We start from the raw sequence: 18631 nt of genomic DNA on the forward strand, positions 1-18631 counted from the left end.
GGCCCACCGAGCCACGAGCGCACGGCCCCGCGCCCTGGCATCCCTACGCCACCAGCGTCCGCGGTGACTCCCCCGCTCCCGTCGCGCCCGATTCCACCAGCCGGGCGGCGGCGGCGAGCCGGGCCGCCGCCTCGTCCGCCACCGCTCCCCCGACGGTGAACGGGAGCCGGACGTAGCCCTCGAACGCGCCGTCGACGCCGAAGCGGGGGCCGGAGGGGACGCGGACGCCGGTGCGTTCGCCCGCTTCGGCGAGGCGGGAGCCGGAGAGGCCGCCGGCACGGACCCAGAGGGTCAGGCCGCCGTGCGGCACTTCGAACTCCCAGCTGGGCAGTTCCCGGCGGAGCGCCGCGACCAGGGCGTCCCGGTTCTCGCGGGCCTGGGCGCGGCGCAGGTCGACCGCCTGCTGCCAGCCCCCGGTGCTGAAGAGCCAGTTCACGGCCAGTTGTTCCAGCACGGGGGTGCCCAGGTCGGCGTACGCGCGGGCGGCTACCAGGCTGCGGATGACGTCCGGTGCCGCCCGCACCCAGCCGATGCGCATGCCCGCCCAGAACGCCTTGCTGGCCGAGCCGACCGTGATCACCGTGGAGCCGGCCGGGTCGAAGCCGCACACGGGCCGGGGCATGCCGCCGCCCCGGAACTCGTCGTCGAGCCACAGCTCGGTCATCGTCTCGTCGGCGACGAGGACCGTGCCGGCCGAGCGGGCCGCGTCCACCAGCCGGCGCCGCTGGTCCTCGTCGGCGAGCGCCCCGGTGGGGTTGTGGAAGTCGGCGACGACATAGGCGATGCGGGGCGCGGCCTCGCGCAGTACCTGGCGCCAGCGGTCCATGTCCCAGCCCGAGAGCCCCTCGGCCATCGCGACGGGGATGAGCCGGGCGCCCGTCTCCCGCATGAGCTGGAGGATGTTGGCGTAGGACGGGGACTCCACGGCGATGCGCTCGCCGCGGCCCGCGAAGAGATGGCAGATGGCGTCGATGGCCCCCATCGCGCCGGTCGTCACCATGATCTGCTCGGGCATGGTCGGGATACCGCCGGCGGTGTACCGCTCGGCGATCATCGAGCGCAGGGCGGGCAGCCCGGCCGGGTAGTCGCCGTGGGTGTGGGCGTACGGCGGCAGTTCCTCCAGGGCGCCCCGCACGGCCCGGGTCAGCCACGGCTCGGGCGCCGGGAGCGAGGCGCAGCCCAGGTCGATCACCGAGCCGAGGGCCTCCGGGGGCAGCGGTTCCAGGCCCCGGGCCGGGACCGGGTTGCCCGCCGGTACGGCGGTCCAGCTGCCGGCTCCGCGCCGGGACTCCAGGAAGCCCTCGCCGCGCAGCGCCTCGTAGGCCGCCGCGACGGTCGTGCGGCTCACGGAGAGGGACACGGCGAGTTCGCGTTCCGCGGGGAGGCGGGCGGCCACCGGGACGCGGCCCTCGAGCACCAGCAACCGGATGCCGTCGGCGAGGGCACGGTAGGCGGGGGGACGGCGGGTGCCGGGGCCGGCCGGGCGGTCCTGCTGGGAGTTGAGGAGCCGGGCGAGCTGTGCGGCTCCCACCGCCGAGGTCCACTGCGCCATGAAGATCAGTCCACCTTCCCCGGATTGGCCATGGATGGCATTCCATCCCAAGCCACAGAGTGACATGCGCCAGTCCAGTTCCACTACCCAGGGGGGTACGTCGTGTCCGCTCCCGGCCGCCATGTCGGACGTCGGTTGATCCAGCTCTACGCCGGGCTCGTGCTGTACGGCGCGAGTTCCGCGCTGCTCGTGGCGGCGGACCTGGGGCTGGAGCCCTGGAACGTGCTGCACCAGGGGCTCGCGGAGCTGACCGGGCTGAGCATCGGGGTCGTGTCGATCATCGTGGGCGCGGCGGTGCTGCTGCTGTGGATCCCGCTGCGCCAGCGGCCCGGGCTCGGCACGGTCTCCAACGTCTTCGTGGTCGGCCTCGCCATGGACGGCACGCTCGCGCTCGTCCCGGACGTCCGTTCCCTCGCCGTACGCGTCCCGCTGCTGCTGGCGGGGGTCGTGCTGAACGGCGTCGCGACCGGCCTGTACATCGCGGCGAGCTTCGGGCCGGGCCCGCGCGACGGGCTGATGACGGGTCTGCACCGGCGCACCGGCCGGTCGGTGCGGCTGATGCGGACGGCCGTGGAGGTGACGGTGGTGGCCACCGGGTTCGCCCTGGGCGGCACCATCGGCCTGGGCACCCTGCTGTACGCCGCGGCCATCGGCCCGCTGGTCCAGCTGTTCCTGCGGATGTTCGCCGTGCGGCCGGCACCGGCCGGCAGGGCGGTCGTCGCCACGGCGACACCGGAGGGGGCCATACTGCGTCCGTGAGCCTCACGACACCGGCCCCGCGCCACCCGTACCTGGACCATCCCGGCCCGATCGCCTTCGCCCACCGGGGCGGTGCCGCCGGCGGCCTGGAGAACACCGTGGCGCAGTTCCACCGCGCGGTGGAACTGGGTTACCGGTACATCGAGACCGATGTGCACGCCTCGGCGGACGGCCGGCTGGTCGCCTTCCACGACGCGACCCTGGACCGGGTCACCGACGGGGCGGGCCGGATCGCCGACCTGCCATGGGCGGAGATACGGCACGCGCGCGTGGGCGGCCGGGAACCGGTGCCGCTGTTCGAGGACCTGCTGGACACCTTCCCCGAGGTGCGCTGGAACGTCGACGTCAAGGCGGAGCCGGCGCTGCGGCCCCTGCTGGGGCTGATCGAGCGCGCGGACGCCTGGGACCGGGTGTGTGTGGGGTCCTTCTCCGAGGCGCGTGTGCTGCGGGCCCAGCGGCTGGGCGGGCCGCGCCTGGCCACCTCGTTCGGGACGCGCGGGGTGCTGAACCTGCGGCTGCGCTCCTGGGGGCTGCCGGGCGCGGTACGCCGGTCGGCCGTGGCCGCGCAGGTGCCCGAGGCGCAGTCGGGCGTGCCCGTGGTGGACCAGCGCTTCGTGCGCGCCGCCCACGCGCGCGGGCTGCACGTGCACGTGTGGACGGTCAACGAGCCCCGGCGCGTGCACCGGCTCCTGGATCTCGGGGTCGATGGCATCATGACCGATCACATCGACATGTTGCGCAAGGTCATGGAGGACCGCGGCGTCTGGGTCTGACCGGCCGGACCGGCCGGCCCGCGCCTTCGCACGGCACCGCGGCGGGGAGACGAGGGCACGGGTGGGCACGGAGACCGTACGGGCACCGGTGGCGGACGAGGCCGCCGGACTCAGGCGCGAGCGGCACGGCTGGTACGTGTACGACTGGGCGTGCTCGGTGTACTCGACCAGCGTCCTCACGGTCTTCCTCGGCCCGTACCTCACCGCGGTCGCCGTGAGCGCGGCGGACGCACGCGGCTATGTGCACCCGCTCGGCGTCCCGGTCCGGGCGGGTTCCTTCTTCGCCTATTCGGTGTCCCTGTCCGTGATCGTGGCGGTCGTCGTGATGCCCCTGGTGGGCAGCGCGGCCGACCGCACGGGCCGCCGGAAGCCGCTGCTCGCCGCGGCGGCGTACACCGGGGCGGCGGCCACCACGGGCATGTTCCTCCTGGACGGCGACCGGTATCTGCTCGGCGGGGTACTGCTCGTCGTGGCCAACGCGGCGCAGTCCGTCGGAATGATGCTCTACAACTCCTACCTGCCGCAGATCGCGCCGCCCGAGCAGCGCGACGCCGTCTCCTCGCGCGGCTGGGCCTTCGGCTACGCGGCCGGCTCCCTGGTCCTCGTCGCCGACCTGGTCCTGTACTCGGCGCACGACTCCTTCGGGCTGACCGAGCCGGCAGCGGTGCGGGTGTGCCTGGCGACGGCGGGCCTGTGGTGGGGCGCGTTCACGCTCGTACCGCTGCGCAGGCTGCGCGACCGCCACCCGCGCGTGGCGCGGGCCGCGCCGGGGGTGCGGCAGCTCACGGCGACGGTCCGGGACCTGCGCCGGCACCCGCTGACGCTGGCGTTCCTGCTGGCGTACCTCGTGTACAACGACGGCATCCAGACGGTGATCTCGCAGGCCTCGGTCTACGGCTCCGAGGAGCTGGGACTCGGGCAGTCGACGCTGATCATGGCCGTGCTGCTGGTGCAGGTGCTGGCCGTGGCGGGGGCGCTGGCGATGGGGCGGCTGGCGCGGGCGTACGGCGCGCGGCGGACGATCCTCGGCTCGCTGGTGGCGTGGACGCTCACGCTCGCCGCCGGCTACTTCCTGCCGGCGGGGGCCCCGATGTGGTTCTTCGTGCTGGCCGCCGGGATCGGCCTGGTCCTCGGCGGCAGCCAGGCGCTGTCCCGGTCGCTGTTCTCGCACCTGGTGCCGCCGGGCAAGGAGGCCGAGTACTTCTCCGCGTACGAGCTGAGCGACCGCGGGATGAGCTGGCTCGGCCCGCTGCTGTTCGGCGTGACGTACCAGCTGACCGGAAGCTACCGGTCAGCGATCGTGTCGCTGGTGGCCTTCTTCGTGATCGGTTTCGTCCTGCTCGCACGGGTACCGGTGCGGCGTGCGATCGGCGAGGCGGGGAACCCGGTACCGGAAAGGATCTAGCGCCGATTTAGCACTCGGCGGGAAAGGCGGTAGTGTACGCGTTTGGCCTGCCAGGCGTACCGTTACTGCGCGTCAAAGAAGCCGAAGCGCTGGGTGACATCTGCTAGCAGATGTGACAAAGCGGGCACCTGTGGGTAGAACAAGGGGCGGCTACGACGGCGACGCACGACCCGGAACGGGACTCGGAACGGGAATCTTTACCGCCGACCGGACGTTGACCGGATGACGACGACAGCGACACCTGTCCTGTGGGCGACAAAGCCCGGGAGGCACGATTCATGAGTGAGCGAGCTCTTCGCGGTACGCGCCTCGTGGTGACCAGCTACGAGACGGACCGCGGCATCGACCTGGCCCCGCGCCAGGCCGTGGAGTACGCATGTGAGAGGGGCCATCGTTTCGAGATGCCCTTCTCGGTCGAGGCGGAGATCCCGCCGGAGTGGGAGTGCAAGGTCTGCGGGGCCCCGGCACTCCTGGTGGACGGCGACGGCCCGGAAGAGAAGAAGGCCAAGCCCGCGCGTACCCATTGGGACATGTTGATGGAGCGACGCACCCGCGAGGAACTCGAAGAGGTCCTCGAGGAGCGTCTGGCGGTTCTCCGATCGGGGGCGATGAACATCGCCGTTCACCCCAGGGACAGCCGCAAGAGCGCATAACGCGAGACAAGCACCAGTAACCGCGGGCGCCGTACGTGAAGACGTACGGCGCCCGCGGTTTCGCGCTGTCCGGACGGCGGTGCCGCCTTCCGGACGTGCCCGGGGTCAGCGCGTCAGCGGAGGGCGCTGCTCCCCCGGCCCGGGCCGGTCCTCCCTGATGACCTCGCCCTGCACCACCCTGCCGTCGGGCCGGTGGGTGCGGGCCTGCTGGAAGGCGTCGCCCAGACTGCCCGGGGCGGCCTTGCGGAGCCCGCGCTCCAGGGCGTTCTCGGCGCGGCGGCTCACGGCTCTCTGGACCGGCGGGAGCAGCAGGAGCAGGCCCACGGCGTCCGAGACCAGGCCGGGGATCATCAGCAGCAGGCCGCCGAGCATCGTCAGGCCGTTGCCGCCGCCGCGCGCCGGCGAGCCACCCCGCTGGAGTGCCTCGTTGAGGTTCTTGAAGGCGCGGCGGCCCGCCCGCTTGATGATCACCGAGCCGGCCACGACGCCCGCGATGAGCAGCAGGAGCACGCTGAGGCCCCCTGCCGCACCCGCGACCAGGGTCAGCAGCCAGATCTCCAGCACCAGCCACCCGGCGAGGCCCAGCGGCAGATACCTGCGCAGCCGGGAGCGCCGGGGCCGGGCGGCGTACGGGGAGGGCGGAGCGCCAGTCGTCATGCTTCCAGTGTGCCTGGGCGTGGCTCAGTGCGGCATAAGGGAGTGATCAGCCGGGGTTGTGAACGGGCTGGTCAGGCCTGCTTGCCCTTGCCGGTGAGCTTGCCGATGCGGTCGCCGACCCCCCAGGCGGTGACCCGCCACAACGCCTCGACCACGATGTCGCGGCTCATCTTGGAGTCGCCCAGTTCGCGCTCGACGAAGGTGATGGGGACCTCGACGACGTGGTAGCCGGCCTTCACCGCGCGGCGGGCGAGGTCGACCTGGAAGCAGTAGCCCTGCGAGGAGACCTCGGCGAGGCCCAGGCCCTCCAGGGTCTCGCGGCGGAAGGCCCGGAAGCCGCCGGTCACGTCACGGATCGGCACGTCGAGCAGGAACCGCGAGTAGGTCGAGCCGCCGCGGGAGAGGAACTCCCGGGACTTGGGCCAGTTCACCACCCGGCCGCCGGGCACCCAGCGGGAACCGAGGACGAGGTCGGCGCCCTTGAGGGCGGTGAGCAGCCGGGGCAGTTCCTCGGGCTGGTGGGAGCCGTCGGCGTCCATCTCGATCAGCACGCCGTAGTCCCGCTCCAGGCCCCAGCGGAACCCCGCGAGGTAGGCGGCGCCGAGGCCCTCCTTGCCCTTGCGGTGCAGCACCTGGACGTGGTCGTCGCCGGCGGCCAGCTCGTCGGCGAGCTTGCCGGTGCCGTCGGGGCTGTTGTCGTCCGCGATCAGCACGTGCGCCTCGGGGACGGCCGCGCGTACCCGGCCGACGATCGTCCTGATGTTCTCCGCCTCGTTGTAGGTCGGGATGATCACCAAGGCCGTGCCGAGCGGGCCGAACCGCCGCTCCTGGGCCTTGGCCGCGAGGGTTCCGTCGCCGTCGTTCACTGCTGCCCCTTCATGTCGTACGCAGGGGACCACCATAGTGGCCCCGGCCTGGGAAGACGTGACGGCTCGTGCGTAGGGTGGTGTCGATTGCACAAGAACGGGGTAAGAGCCCGGTTTTCGGCCCTCTCACCTTACGTCCGCGCCGCCTCCGTGGCACGGCGGATGGGGGCCCGGCGCCCTTCGGGCCGACCTGGGACCCGCTGGCTGCGGATCGACCGAAAGCCGTTGTCTACTGAGCGCCCGGGCCCCACCCGGGTCACACCTGGCCGACCAGCCGGCCGTTCCCCCGTCGGCGCGGGCGCTGAGCCTGGCTCCCAGCGACGGTGCCCGGTACGGCACACCGTCCCTGACCCAGCGGCGCTGCGACAGGTGTCTGAACGCTCCTCGGTCGGGCGTCCGGTGGTGGACTAGGCCGAACCTACCGGCCCCCCGCCGCTGACTGTCAACAGCCGCCTGACCTGCGAAGACCGCTGACACGGTCCGGTCGGCGAGGAGGATGCGCAGGTGGGGCGGCGGGCCCGCGGCGGCCGGGAGCCGCCGCGCCACCCCCGGAGATCACTCGCCCGGCCGTACGAACACCGTCCGGCCGCCCACGACGGTGCGCAGGCAGACCGGCAGGTCGCGGCCGGGGCTGAGGTCGGGCAGGCCGGGGGTGCCGGAGCGCGGGTCGGTGGACCAGCGGGCGACCCGGTCGTCGGGGGCCTGGACGATCAGCTCGTCGGTGCGCCAGACGGCGTAGTCCGCGGGCGCGCCCGGGACGAGCACCCCGGCGTCGTCGCGGCCGACGGCCCGCCAGCCGCCCCGTGTGTGCGCGGTGAACGCGGCGCGGACGGAGATCCGGTGCTCGGGGGTGTGGTGGAAGGCGGCGGCGCGGACCGTGCCCCACGGGTCGAGCGGGGTGACCGGGCTGTCGGAGCCGAACGCGAGCGGCACGCCGGAGCGAAGCAGCCCGGCGTACGGATTGAGGGTGCGGGCCCGCTCGGCGCCCAGCCGCCTGGCGTACATGCCGTCCTCGCCGCCCCACAGCGCGTCGAAGGCGGGCTGGACCGAGGCGATCAGGCCCAGCTCGGCGAAGCCGGCGATGGTCTCGGGGGTGAGCATCTCGGCGTGCTCGACGCGGTGCCGGGCGGCGCGGATCCGGGCGAGGCCCGCCTTCTCGGCGGCGGCGCGCACGCCGTCGACCACGGCGGACACGGCGGCGTCGCCGATGGCGTGGAACCCGGCCTGGAGTCCGGCCTCCGTGCAGCCCAGGACGTGGGCGGCGACGGCGTCGGCGTCCAGGTAGACGGTGCCGGTGTGGCCGGCGTCGGCGTAGGGCTCGTGCAGGCACGCGGTGTGCGAGCCGAGGGCGCCGTCGGCGAAGAGGTCGCCCGCGGCACCGGCCGCGCCGAGCTCGCGGGCCTTCGCCGGGTCCTGCTCCGCCCAGTAGCCGACCACGCGGGGGCCCGCCATTCCGGCGGCGAGCTCCAGCAGGGCGGTGAAGTCGTCCTCGGAGGAGATCCGCGGGCCGCCGCACTCGTGGACGGTGCCGATGCCCAGGGAGGCCGCGTGGGCCAGGGCGGTGCGCTGGGCCTCGGCACGCTGGGCCGGGGTGACGGCGGCGAGGGCCGCCTCGCGTACGGCGTGGTGGGCGTCCCCGGTGAGCGGGGCGTCCTCGCGGGGGACGCCGCCGGGGACCAGGTCCAGCAGGGCGGTGGTGACGACCGCCGAGTGCACGTCGATGCGGGACAGGTACAACGGGCGTCCGCCGGTCGCGTCGTCCAGCTCCGCACGGGCCGGCGGGCGTCCGCCGGGCCAGCGGGCGGCGTCCCAGCCGTGCCCCAGCAGGACCCGGTCACCAGGGCGGGCGGCGGCGAACTCGCGGATCCGGGCGAGGGCAGCCTCCAGGGAGGGGGCGCCGGACAGGTCCAGGCCGGTCAGGGCGAGACCCGTGGCGGTGGTGTGCACATGGGCGTCGGTGAAGGCCGGGGTGACGAGGGCGCCGTCGAGGTCGACCACCTCGTCCACACCGTCGGCGAAGGCGTCGGCGGCGCCCTCGGAACCGACCCAGGCAACCTGGCCGCGCTCCACGACCATCGCGGTGGCGAAGGGGTCTGCGGGGCTGTGCACCTCCCCCCGGCGCAGGAGGACGGTCTGGGGCTCGGCGGACTGCTCACTCATGACGCACAGTCTCTCGCGTCCGCGGCCTTCACCGGGCACCGGGGCGGGCCGGTCAGATCTTGGGGGCGCGCGCCTCGTAGGGGGTCGAAAGCACCACGGTGGTGCGGGTGGAGACGCCGGCGAGGCTGCGCACCCGGGCCAGCAGTTCCTCCAGTTCGTGCGGGGTGGCGACGCGCACCTTGAGGATGTAGTTCTCGTCGCCGGCGACGCTGTGGCAGGCCTCGATCTCGGGGACGCCGGCGAGGCGCTCCGCGATGTCGTCGGGGGCGCTGGGGTCGAACGGTTTCACCGAGATGAACGCGGTGAGCGGCAGCCCGACGGCCTCGGGGTCGACCACCGCGGCGTAGCCGCGGATGACGCCACGCTGTTCCAGCCGGCGCACCCGCTGGTGCACGGCCGACGTGGACAGGCCCGTGGCCTTGCCCAGGTCTGTGTAGCTCATCCGCCCGTCGACGACGAGCAGCTGCACGATCTGACGGTCCAGCTCCTCCATGCCGCCAAAACCTACAGTGCGTCTGATCTCCTCGGATACCTCGGAGGTCCAGGTCATTCCCTGTGGGGCGGAAAAGGTACCGGGACGGGCATCTGCGCCCGGCATGTGACCAAGGCCACACGTCTGGTGCGGGCTCCGTGATGTTCCCGTGATTACCGCCGGGACGGGACGGGAAGTGCTTGCTGTGGCCGAGACCGCAGTGCCGTCACGGCCCAGTCTTAGGGGGAGAAACCCATGCAGAGTGTCAGCCGCCCTGATCGTTCCGCGTCCGCACGGCAGCAGCCGGTCCTGGAGCCCGAGCCGGAGGGCGTCGAACCCGACGACCTCTTCGACGAGGAACTGGACGCCTACGACACCTTCGAGATGTACCGGGTGATCTGCCCGGACTGCGCGCAGCCGATCGCCCTGCTGGCGGACGAGGAGGTCCTGCCGGAGCACGCGCTGTGCGCCTCGCCGTGGAACCCGTTCGGGCTGACGGTGTGCGCGGGCACGGGCCGCGCGGCGGCCGACGCCCGCCCCGCGGACGAGTCCTGCGAGCCCCAGGAGCAGGACACGGCCCTCCTGCTGACGCTCCCCCAGGGGCTGGACTGGCGGACGCAGCCCTTCTCGCACGTCGGGGGCCCGGGCTCGCGCCCGATGCGCGTACCGGCGATGCGCCGCGAGGCCGCCTGACACACCCGGGCACCGGCCCCCGGTCCGGCCCGTCCCCCCGCACCCGCACCCGCACCGCGCACGGCGCTTGGGCCGCCGTGGTGCGGGGAGCGGGGCGCCCGGGACCGCCGGGACGGCGGCTTCGCGGTCTTCGCGGTCTTCGCGGTCTTCGCCGCGTACGCCCGGCGGCGGACGGCGCGTGGCATGACGGCTCCGCGCCACGGGGCGGCGCGGCGGGCGCGGCACTCCCCGTGCCGGGGCTGTGCCCAGGCCGCCCGGGCCGGTGTTCCACGGGGCGCCGGCCGCCGCCACGGCATCCCGGCACACCGACACCCCGGCCCGCGCGGCGGTACGGGGAACCGGACGGGCGGGAACTGAAGCCCGAATCCGCCGGGCGGTGACCTGTCCGGCCGCCGCCGCGTTGGCCGGGTATGAGCCTCATGGACTCGGCGACCGGGTATCAGCGCCGCGTGTTCGTCCCGCGCCCCGCGGAACCGGTTCCGTCACCGGCGTCGCAGGACCCGCCCATCTACCGCGATCTGCTGCGGACCTGGGCCGACCGGGGCCGGACCCTGCCGGGCCGCCATGACCCGGAGTGGACCAGGCTGGCGGCCCCGACGGTTCTGCGCGGGCAGTTCAGCGACCCTCGGGTCCCGCCACGTGACGGGCGATGACCATGCGCTGGATCTGGTTGGTGCCCTCGACGATCTGAAGGACCTTGGCCTCGCGCATATAGCGTTCGGCCGGGAAGTCGGCGGTGTAGCCGTAGCCGCCGAGGATCTGCACGGCGTCGGTGGTGACCTTCATGGCCGTGTCCGTGCAGTGCAGCTTGGCCATGGCGGCCTGCTTGGCGAACGGCCGGCCCGCGTCGCGCAGGCGGGCCGCGGCGAGGTAGAGCGCGCGGCCGGCCTCGATCTGGGTGGCCATGTCGGCGACCATGAAGCGCAGGCCCTGGAAGTCGGCGATGGGCCGGCCGAACTGCCGGCGCTGCGTGGCATAGCCGACCGCCTCGTCCAGCGCGGCCTGGGCGAGGCCGATCGCACACGCCGCGATGCCGAGCCGGCCGGAGTCGAGGGCGGCCAGGGCGATGGCGAAGCCCTGGCCCTCCTCGCCGATCCGCCGCTCGTCGGGGACCCGGACGCCGTCGAAGTGGACCTGGGCGGTGGGCGAGCCCTTCATGCCCATCTTCTTCTCGGGCGCGGCACCGCTCAGACCGGGAGCGTCACCGGGCACGAGGAAGGCGGTGATGCCGCGGGGGCCGTCCTCGCCGGTGCGGGCCATCACGGTGTAGAAGTCGGCGATGCCGCCGTGCGTGATCCAGGCCTTGGTGCCGTCGAGCACCCAGCTGTCGCCGTCCCGGACGGCCCTGGTGCGCAGGGAGGCCGCGTCGGACCCGGAGGACGGCTCGGAGAGGCAGTACGCCCCGAGCAGGCCGCCACCGAGCATCGCGGGCAGGTGCTCGACCTGCTGCTGCTTGGCGCCGTACGCGGCGAGGGCATAGGAGGCGAGGGTGTGGACGCTGACGCCGAGGCCGACGGTGAGCCGGGCCGCGGCCAGCTCCTCCAGGACCTGGAGGTAGACCTCGTAGGGCTGGTCGCCGCCGCCGTACTCGGCGGCGTACGGCAGGCCCAGCAGGCCGGACTCGGAGAGCAGGGTGAAGATCTCCCGCGGGAAGCGGCCCTCGTCCTCCTCCCGCGCGGCCTGCGGGGCGATCTCACGCCGGGCGATGTCCCGGACGAGGGCGAGCAGATCCCTCGCCTCGTCCGTGGGCAGTTGACGCTCCACCGGCTGCGGGTCGCGGTCGGACATGGCGTCGGGCTCCTCCCTGTTCGGGCACCGGCGGTCCGGCCCGGGGGTGGGGGCGGCTCCGCCTGTTCGTCACGCTGGCCGGTGGCGCCCGCTCCCGGGTCTCGGAAGCTGCTGACCAGCGGCATGCGCTGTGAGTATGCCCGATCGGCGACCTCCCGTCACCAGTTAACGACCGCTTACTTCGGGCCGCCTCCCGGGAGGTCGTCCGGGGCGGAAATTGGTCCGAACCATTGACCCGACTGGTCTAGTCCTCCTACTGTGCATGACCAACGCTTTACCGCGTTCATGCCAATCGGCGCGCGATCCCCTCTTCCCCCACGAGGAGACACCCGATGCACACTCCCCACCGCCGCGTCCTGCGAGCACTCGTCTCGGCCGCGTGTACCGCCGCCGTCGGCGCGGGCCTGCTGGCCGGCTCGGGCACCGCGACCGCGGCGGCCCCGGGCGCCCCGCGGGCCACGGCCGGCTCCAAGGTCGTCGGCTACTTCACCGAATGGGGCACCTACGACCGCAAGTACTACGTCAAGAACGTCGAGACCTCCGGTTCCGCGGCGAAGCTCACCCACATCAACTACGCCTTCGGCAACGTCACCGGTGGCAAGTGCGCGATGGGCGACGCCTACGCGGCCACCGACCGCGCCTATACCGCCGCCGAGTCCGTCGACGGCGTCGCCGACACCTGGGACCAGCCGCTGCGGGGCAACTTCAACCAGCTGCTGAAGCTGAAGAAGAAGCACCCGGGCCTGAAGGTCCTGTGGTCCTTCGGCGGCTGGACCTGGTCCAGCGGGTTCGGCGAGGCCGCGAAGAACCCGGCCGCCTTCGCCCAGTCCTGCTACGACCTGGTGAAGAACTCCAAGTGGGCGGGCGTCTTCGACGGGATCGACATCGACTGGGAGTACCCGAACGCCTGCGGCAACACCTGCGACACCAGCGGCCGGGACGCGTTCAGGAACGTCATGGCCGCCCTGCGGTCGAAGTTCGGCTCCAGCGGCCTGGTCACCGCCGCGATCACCGCTGACGCCACCAGCGGCGGCAAGATCGACGCCGCGGACTACGGGGGCGCGGCCCAGTACGTCGACTGGTACAACCCGATGACGTACGACTACTTCGGCGCCTGGGACGCGAAGGGTCCGACCGCCCCGCACTCCCTGCTGAACTCCTACTCCGGCATCCCGAAGGCCGGTTACTACACCTCGGCGACCATCGCCAAGCTCCGGGGCCTCGGTATCCCGGCCTCGAAGCTGCTGCTCGGCATCGGCTTCTACGGGCGCGGCTGGACCGGGGTCACCCAGGCGGCGCCCGGCGGTACGGCCACGGGCCCGGCGGCGGGAACGTACGAGCAGGGCATCGACGACTACAAGGTACTCAAGTCCAAGTGCCCCGCGACGGGCACGGTGGCCGGCACGGCGTACGCCAAGTGCGGGAGTGACTGGTGGAGTTACGACACCCCGTCGACCATCGCCACGAAGATGACCTACAAGAACCAGCAGGGGCTCGGCGGCACCTTCTTCTGGGAGCTGAGCGGCGACACCGCGAACGGTGAGCTGATCAACGCCATCAACTAGACCCGCACCGGGGGGAAACGGGGCGGGAGCGGCGGACCACGAGCCTCCGCTCCCGTCCCGTTTCCCGGCGTTTCCCCGGGTCAGCCGTCCCGGCGGGCGGGGGGCGGGGCCGGACAGGCGGGGTCCAGCTCCTCGATGGCGCGCAGGGTCCCGCCGAGCGTCCGCACCAGCAGCTCGCGCATCGTGTCCCGGGGCAGCCCGGGGCGGCCGATCCACTCCAGGGTGGCGCCCTCCACGCTGCACACCCAGCCCAGCAGGCCCATCCGGGCCACCGGGGGGATGTCGCCGCGGCCGTAGGCGCCTTCGGCGATGGTGGTGACGATGACCTCGCGCACGCCGTCCCGGATCGCGTGCACCTCGGTGTCGAAGCCGACCCCGCCGCTGACGATGGTGCGGTAGGCGGCCTGGTGGCTCTCGGCGTAGCGCAGATAGCCGTCGACGGTGCGGTGCACACGGTCCACGGCGGGCAGCCCGACGCCGCCGGCCGCGGAGGTGACCAGGGCGGCGACGGAGTCCTGGACGATCGCCAGGTAATAGCCGCGCTTGGAGCGGAAGTAGTAGTAGATGAGCCCCTTGGCGACCCGCGCCTGCCGGGCGATGTCGTCCATGGACAGGGCGTCGTAGGACGTGTCGGAGAACAACTTCCGCCCGATGGCGATGAGTTCGGCGCGACGCGTCTCGGAGCGCTCGGTGCCGCGCACCGGGGTGGTGGCACGCTGCTGCGGCAAGTTCAAGGTCGACCCTGGTCTAGGCGGCCGGCGGGACTCCCGCAGTATGTCAGAACATGCCGTACCCGCGACCGGTCGGTCAGAGCAGTCCGAGCTGGGTCACGAGCATCGCGAACACCACGACGAGGACCCAGCCCATGACGTGCTCGACGATGTCCGGGCCGTCTTCCTTGGGGCCGCCGGTGGCGGCACGGGGGGCGGTGGCCGGGAATGCGGTCATGGTGATTACTCACAGAGGTCGGATGAAAGGGCGAGACTTCCCCGTCCTTCGTCAACCATGCCACCCGTGCCGGTATGTGCGGCCATGAGCTTGGTCACACGCCTCAGTGCACCCCCACCGCGGCGAGGGCCCTGCGCTGGTGGGAGGTCGGGTGGGCCGGGAAGTAGAGGTAGCAGACCCCGCCGGTGCCGGAGACGACCTTGCCGGCGGCGTTGTACCGCTTGGTGCGCAGCCAGATGTTCTCGAACTCCCGGCGCAGATAGACCCGCCGAACCGCCTCGTCGTCCGGCGAGGCCGGGTCGTTGGCGATCACGTCGCCGTCGGCGGTGAAGCCGATCACCGTCATCAGGTGCCCCGAGGTGCCGTAGCCGGCGCCGGTCAGCTCGGTCTTCAGGAAGGACTGGGACGTTATGGCCGGGATGCCGGCCGCGATCAGCGTTTCCAGGTCGGTGAGGGAGGCGAGCCGCGTGACCACTGCCTGGATGCCCTCGAAGGTGGCGGCGTAGGCGGCGTTGAAGGGCCAGTTGCCGCAGCCCTGGTACTGGTGGTCGTAGGTGGCCCGGGCCGCGTTGTCCACCTGCGGGTCGGCGTAGGACGGGTCGACCCAGGACAACTGCTCGGGGGTGAGCCGGCCGCCCCAGTACTCGATGATCATCTGCGAGGAGGTGGGGCTGCACCAGGCCTCGCCGCCGTTGTCGTACTCCGGGTACTGGCCCTTGTGGATCTCCTGCGAGTAGCGCGGGACGGCCAGTTCCTGGGCCAGTCCGGGGGTGGAGGCCGGGACGGTGAAGCGGTCGGGGACGTCGGAGCCCATCGCGCCGAGCCGCCAGACGGTCGGGGTGAGACGCGTGCCTGGCCGGCGGTAGAGGGTGAGCCGCAGCCGGTACGACGCCAGGCGCAGCCCGGTGCTCGCGTCGTCGACGGCGAACGTGTCGGTCCAGACGCTGCTCCTGCCGTCGGTCTGCCCGTCCACCGACGTCCGTTTGATGTCCTGGTCGCCGGCCGCCCAGCGCCCCATCACGTACCAGGGCGTGCCGGTGCCGTCGGAGTAGGTGCCCTGGAGCTCGGCCTGGAGCCAGGTGCCGTCGGGGGTGTGCGCGTTCCAGGAGGCGACGGCCTCGGTCGCGGGCGTGGTGAGGCGGTGGACCGGGGAGGTCCAGGTGGCGTACTCCCAGGTGGCGGTGATGCCGGTGTGCGGATCGGTGTAGTCGGTGCGGCCGGCGGGGGCGCCGATCACCACACCGGGGCGCCGGCCGGAGACGGCCCGGGTGCCCTCGGCGGTGCCGGAACGCCAGTCGGTGTACGTGGTCCAGGCGCGGTAGTCGATCGGGCGGGGTTGCGCCCGGCCGGGCGCGTCGGCGGCGGCTGCCGGTGCGGCGACGGCCGCGGGGGCCGCCGTACCGGTCACCGCCGCGGCGACGGCGACGGCCAGGACGGTTCTGCGGGACGGCTGTTGGGCTTGGCTCATGGGCGCGACGACCCCCAGGTGTCCGAGTCGGGCAGGTCCGGTGCACGGTTGTGCGCCCACTATGGGGCAGGCCGGACCGCCCTGCCAGCACTTGCGCGCATGCCGCGGCAGGAACATTGGTCTGGTCCGCCGGAAGGGTTCGCCGCGGGCCCGGGACGGCCCCGGCGGGACGGCCCCGGCGGGACGGCCCCGGCGCGGGGGTGCACCGGGGCCGTACCGCCGGCCGGGTCAGACCAGGTCCATCGCGGCGACCTCGTCGGGGCGACCGTAGCTGACCGGGCCCTGGAAGCGGCGGCGGGCGGTGGCGAACCACCACACCGTGGCCACCAGCAGGACGACGGCGAGCGCGACCGGCGCGTAGTTGAAGGAGTCGACGGTGATCGGCGAGGCCTGCGGCAGCATGAACAGGACGCTGCTGAGCAGGATCCAGACCACCGCGAGCCAGCCGATCGGCCTGCCCCAGCGGCCCAGGTGCCAGGGCCCGGGCTGGAAGGCGTCCCCGAGCCGCAGCCGCAGGAAGATCGGCACGGCGTAGGCGAGGAAGAGCCCGACCACGTTGACGCTGACGATCGCGGTGAACGCCGTGTGCGACCACCAGCCCGGCACCACCAGGGCCAGCGAGGAGCCCACCGCGAACCACACGGCCTTCACGGGTGTGCGGGTGCGCGGCGAGACCGAGTGCCACCAGCGGGAGCCGGGCATGGCGCCGTCCCGCGAGAAGGCGAAGATCTGCCGGGTGTTGCTGGTGAGGTTGGCCAGACCGCAGAAGAGCATGGCGCCGATGACGATGAGGAGCATCACCTTGGCGGCGCCGAGACCGAGGCCGTCGATGAGGATCTGGACGGGCGGCGCGGCGGAACCGGCCACCGTGTCGTAGTCACCGATGCTGTAGACCAGTGCCAGCATCAGAACCAGGCCGGTGATCGCGGAAAAGGCGATGGCGCGGGTGATCCCCTTGGGGGCGCTCACCGTCGCGCGGACGGTTTCCTCGGACATGTGGAAGCTGCCGTCGAACCCGGTGAAGGTCCAACTGGTGACCAGCAGGCCCAGCATGCCGCCATAAAGGCCGTTCGTGAACCCGGTGTTGTTCTCGAAATGCGTCACGAAGGACGCGGACTGGTGCTGGTCGGGCATCACGATGAGTGCGCTCACGATCACGACGAGTCCGATGAGGAGCCACCACACGGAAATACGGTTGAGCAACGCGACGAGCTGGACGGTGTAGGTGTTCGCCAGTCCCTGGAGAACGATCACCAGGGCCGTGATCAGCACCGTCTGATGCGCGGTCGGCCGGTACGAGGGCCACTGAAGCTGTACGAAGACCTGGATGAAGGTGGCGGCCGCGTAGCCGGTGGCGGCGGTGCCGCCGATCTGCCCCACGAAGTTCAGCCAGCCCGTGAACCAGGACCAGGCACCCTTGTGCCGCTTGGCGAGTTTACCGGCCGAGAAGTACAGGGCCCCGCTCGTCGGAAAGGCGGAGGCGACTTCCGCCATGGCCGCGCCGATGAGCAGCACCATGACGGAGACGCCGATCCAGCCGAACACGAGAATACGGGGACCGCCCGCGTTCATACCGAATCCGAAGGACGAGAAAATGCCCGAGAGGATATTGATGATGGTGAAAGAGATCGCGAAATTGTCGAACGCCTGGAAGCGCCGGGTGAGTTTCCGCGGATAACCCATCGCGTGCAGGGTCGCGTCGTCGTCGAGCACGACGGATTCCGCCGCGCGCGTCCGCGCCCGGGGCGTCGACATCTGTTCCGACACAGATCGGCCTTTCTCTCGATGGGGCAGGAGGACGAGGGGCAAGGGGGCGAGCCCGGGTCAGGCGGGCGCCGGAACGGGCAGGCCGCAGGCGCGCCGGGCCCGGGAGAGCTGCTCGGCGGGGTCACCGAAGGCGCTCCAGGGCATGCGTGAGGCGTACGGGCCCATGGCCGTGAACACCGCCCGCGCCTCGAACTCGCACTGGGCCATCACCAGCGCGTGCGCGAGGTAGGCCAGGTCGAGCACCGGGGTGAAGCGGTAGCCGGCCAGCGCGGGCAGCCAGTTCTGGTAGACCGCGAGCGCGGTGGAGCGCCACTGGGGCTCCTCCCAGATCCGGTCGGCGAGGAGCCGGGTCGGGTTGTAGCTCTCCACGAGGGCGACCAGGGGCAGCAGTCTCAGCGCGGAGTCGGCTGGTGCCCGCTGACTGAGGAAGGCGGCCACGTCCCAGGCCGCGTTGACCGAGCCACCGTGGCGTGTGAAGAAGAAGGACAGGAAGCGGTGGTGCGCCTCACGGTGCCAGGGGTCGAGGGAGAGGATGTGCGCGAACAGCCGCCAGGGGCCGGGCGGCGCGGTGAGCAGGCCCTGCGGGGCCGGGTCGCGCAGCCGGTGCAGCCGGGCCATCGACAGTCTGGCGACCCAGGGGGTGGGATCCCGGGGGGCGTCGGCGGCGGCCCGGTCGCAGGCGGTCAGCGCTATGCGCTCCAGTCTCTCGGCACGCTCGTCCCGCTCGTCGGCGGCCCGCAGCGCGCGCTGCACCGCCACCCGGGCCCACATCAGCGCCGCCTCCGGTGTCGGCTCCTCGGCGAGCCAGCGCTCGACCAGGTCGGTGCCGGCCGCCTCGGAGGCGAGCACAAGCGAGCGGTGGGCCCGCAGGGCGAAGTCGGAACGCGTCTCGGCGAGGGCCTCGTGCGCGTATCGATAACGTCCGGCGCGCACATCGACGCATACGCTCGCCAGGACCCGGTCGTCGGCCGCCGGATGCCATACGTAGTGCCCTTCGAATAACTCCGCGGCCATGTCCCCCCTGCCGGTCCCCGTACGTCGCATCACGTTGCGCAGGAGGCACCTTACTCAGCGTCGGGCACACCCGGAACGCCGAATTCGACAT

At 72.6% G+C, this 18631-nt stretch carries 17 protein-coding genes; 6 read left to right on the plus strand and 11 right to left on the minus strand.

Annotated elements, in window-relative coordinates; genetic code table 11:
- Window positions 1–43: 43 nt before the first annotated feature.
- A complete protein-coding gene (locus ACGFT1_RS34730) occupies window positions 44–1552 on the minus strand; it encodes a PLP-dependent aminotransferase family protein (RefSeq protein WP_373912972.1) in 1509 nt (502 codons plus the stop codon).
- A gap of 135 nt (window positions 1553–1687) precedes the next feature.
- Here ACGFT1_RS34730 and ACGFT1_RS34735 point away from each other — a divergent pair, with 135 nt between their 5' ends.
- From ACGFT1_RS34735 to ACGFT1_RS34750, 4 genes are all read left to right on the plus strand, one after another.
- Window positions 1688–2311 carry a YitT family protein gene (locus tag ACGFT1_RS34735; protein WP_393734566.1) on the plus strand — a complete coding sequence of 208 codons (624 nt, stop codon included), beginning with the start codon at window positions 1688–1690 and terminating at the stop codon, window positions 2309–2311.
- A complete protein-coding gene (locus tag ACGFT1_RS34740; RefSeq protein ID WP_373912974.1) occupies window positions 2308–3084 on the plus strand; it encodes a glycerophosphodiester phosphodiesterase in 777 nt (258 codons plus the stop codon). Before ACGFT1_RS34735 ends, ACGFT1_RS34740 begins: the two co-directional genes overlap by 4 nt.
- Window positions 3085–3145: 61 nt before the next feature.
- Window positions 3146–4489: an MFS transporter gene (locus tag ACGFT1_RS34745; protein ID WP_373912975.1), complete on the plus strand. Its 1344-nt coding sequence runs from the start codon at window positions 3146–3148 to the stop codon at window positions 4487–4489.
- A 278-nt stretch (window positions 4490–4767) separates the two neighbouring features.
- Window positions 4768–5142 carry an RNA polymerase-binding protein RbpA gene (locus ACGFT1_RS34750; RefSeq protein ID WP_361987590.1) on the plus strand — a complete coding sequence of 125 codons (375 nt, stop codon included), beginning with the start codon at window positions 4768–4770 and terminating at the stop codon, window positions 5140–5142.
- A 105-nt stretch (window positions 5143–5247) separates the two neighbouring features.
- Here the strand turns inward: ACGFT1_RS34750 and fxsA are convergent, their stop codons facing one another.
- The 4 genes from fxsA to ACGFT1_RS34770 all read right to left on the minus strand — a co-directional run bounded on the left by fxsA (window position 5248) and on the right by ACGFT1_RS34770 (window position 9318).
- A complete protein-coding gene (gene fxsA / locus ACGFT1_RS34755) occupies window positions 5248–5799 on the minus strand; it encodes an FxsA family membrane protein (protein ID WP_373912976.1) in 552 nt (183 codons plus the stop codon).
- Between the two features lie 71 nt (window positions 5800–5870).
- Window positions 5871–6665, minus strand: coding sequence for a polyprenol monophosphomannose synthase (locus tag ACGFT1_RS34760; protein ID WP_373912977.1), 795 nt, complete (start codon window positions 6663–6665; stop codon window positions 5871–5873).
- A gap of 555 nt (window positions 6666–7220) precedes the next feature.
- Window positions 7221–8825, minus strand: coding sequence for an amidohydrolase (locus ACGFT1_RS34765; RefSeq protein WP_373912978.1), 1605 nt, complete (start codon window positions 8823–8825; stop codon window positions 7221–7223).
- A gap of 52 nt (window positions 8826–8877) precedes the next feature.
- Entirely contained in the window at window positions 8878–9318 is a 441-nt protein-coding gene (locus ACGFT1_RS34770; RefSeq protein ID WP_356824546.1) for an Lrp/AsnC family transcriptional regulator, read from the minus strand.
- A gap of 234 nt (window positions 9319–9552) precedes the next feature.
- On the opposite strand from ACGFT1_RS34770, the gene ACGFT1_RS34775 reads away from it, so the two are divergent.
- Complete coding sequence (locus tag ACGFT1_RS34775; RefSeq protein ID WP_373912979.1) at window positions 9553–9990, plus strand: hypothetical protein; 438 nt, start codon at window positions 9553–9555, stop codon at window positions 9988–9990.
- A 615-nt stretch (window positions 9991–10605) separates the two neighbouring features.
- Here ACGFT1_RS34775 and ACGFT1_RS34780 read toward each other — a convergent pair.
- On the minus strand, window positions 10606–11778 hold the full coding sequence (locus ACGFT1_RS34780; RefSeq protein WP_373912980.1) for an acyl-CoA dehydrogenase family protein: 1173 nt from the start codon (window positions 11776–11778) through the stop codon (window positions 10606–10608).
- A gap of 332 nt (window positions 11779–12110) precedes the next feature.
- On the opposite strand from ACGFT1_RS34780, the gene ACGFT1_RS34785 reads away from it, so the two are divergent.
- A complete protein-coding gene (locus ACGFT1_RS34785; protein WP_373912981.1) occupies window positions 12111–13343 on the plus strand; it encodes a glycoside hydrolase family 18 protein in 1233 nt (410 codons plus the stop codon).
- Window positions 13344–13423: 80 nt separating this feature from the next.
- Here ACGFT1_RS34785 and ACGFT1_RS34790 read toward each other — a convergent pair whose 3' ends face one another.
- The 5 genes from ACGFT1_RS34790 to ACGFT1_RS34810 form a co-directional block, all read right to left on the minus strand.
- Window positions 13424–14077 carry a TetR/AcrR family transcriptional regulator gene (locus ACGFT1_RS34790; protein ID WP_373912982.1) on the minus strand — a complete coding sequence of 218 codons (654 nt, stop codon included), beginning with the start codon at window positions 14075–14077 and terminating at the stop codon, window positions 13424–13426.
- 73 nt (window positions 14078–14150) lie between these two features.
- Window positions 14151–14291: an SCO1431 family membrane protein gene (locus tag ACGFT1_RS34795; protein ID WP_361987606.1), complete on the minus strand. Its 141-nt coding sequence runs from the start codon at window positions 14289–14291 to the stop codon at window positions 14151–14153.
- A gap of 103 nt (window positions 14292–14394) precedes the next feature.
- Window positions 14395–15759 carry a peptidase C39 family protein gene (locus ACGFT1_RS34800; RefSeq protein WP_373912983.1) on the minus strand — a complete coding sequence of 455 codons (1365 nt, stop codon included), beginning with the start codon at window positions 15757–15759 and terminating at the stop codon, window positions 14395–14397.
- Between the two features lie 228 nt (window positions 15760–15987).
- Window positions 15988–17514, minus strand: a complete 1527-nt coding sequence (locus ACGFT1_RS34805) for an amino acid permease (RefSeq protein ID WP_373913022.1) — start codon at window positions 17512–17514, stop codon at window positions 15988–15990.
- A gap of 69 nt (window positions 17515–17583) precedes the next feature.
- On the minus strand, window positions 17584–18540 hold the full coding sequence (locus ACGFT1_RS34810; protein ID WP_373912984.1) for a hypothetical protein: 957 nt from the start codon (window positions 18538–18540) through the stop codon (window positions 17584–17586).
- Window positions 18541–18631 lie beyond the last annotated feature (91 nt).

The organism is Streptomyces sp. Y20, from assembly GCF_043195475.1.
Classification (GTDB): Bacteria; Actinomycetota; Actinomycetes; order Streptomycetales; family Streptomycetaceae; genus Streptomyces.

Bases quoted from the DNA above. Each gene is read 5' to 3' on its own strand.
- fxsA (WP_373912976.1), bottom strand. From the start codon at position 5,799: ATGACGACTGGCGCTCCGCCCTCCCCGTACGCCGCCCGGCCCCGGCGC.
- ACGFT1_RS34795 (WP_361987606.1), bottom strand. From the start codon at position 14,291: ATGACCGCATTCCCGGCCACCGCCCCCCGTGCCGCCACCGGCGGCCCC.
- ACGFT1_RS34805 (WP_373913022.1), bottom strand. From the start codon at position 17,514: ATGTCGACGCCCCGGGCGCGGACGCGCGCGGCGGAATCCGTCGTGCTC.
- ACGFT1_RS34775 (WP_373912979.1), top strand. From the start codon at position 9,553: ATGCAGAGTGTCAGCCGCCCTGATCGTTCCGCGTCCGCACGGCAGCAG.
- ACGFT1_RS34765 (WP_373912978.1), bottom strand. From the start codon at position 8,825: ATGAGTGAGCAGTCCGCCGAGCCCCAGACCGTCCTCCTGCGCCGGGGG.
- ACGFT1_RS34770 (WP_356824546.1), bottom strand. From the start codon at position 9,318: ATGGAGGAGCTGGACCGTCAGATCGTGCAGCTGCTCGTCGTCGACGGG.
- ACGFT1_RS34780 (WP_373912980.1), bottom strand. From the start codon at position 11,778: ATGTCCGACCGCGACCCGCAGCCGGTGGAGCGTCAACTGCCCACGGAC.
- ACGFT1_RS34785 (WP_373912981.1), top strand. From the start codon at position 12,111: ATGCACACTCCCCACCGCCGCGTCCTGCGAGCACTCGTCTCGGCCGCG.
- ACGFT1_RS34810 (WP_373912984.1), bottom strand. From the start codon at position 18,540: ATGGCCGCGGAGTTATTCGAAGGGCACTACGTATGGCATCCGGCGGCC.
- ACGFT1_RS34750 (WP_361987590.1), top strand. From the start codon at position 4,768: ATGAGTGAGCGAGCTCTTCGCGGTACGCGCCTCGTGGTGACCAGCTAC.
- ACGFT1_RS34730 (WP_373912972.1), bottom strand. From the start codon at position 1,552: ATGGCGCAGTGGACCTCGGCGGTGGGAGCCGCACAGCTCGCCCGGCTC.
- ACGFT1_RS34800 (WP_373912983.1), bottom strand. From the start codon at position 15,759: ATGAGCCAAGCCCAACAGCCGTCCCGCAGAACCGTCCTGGCCGTCGCC.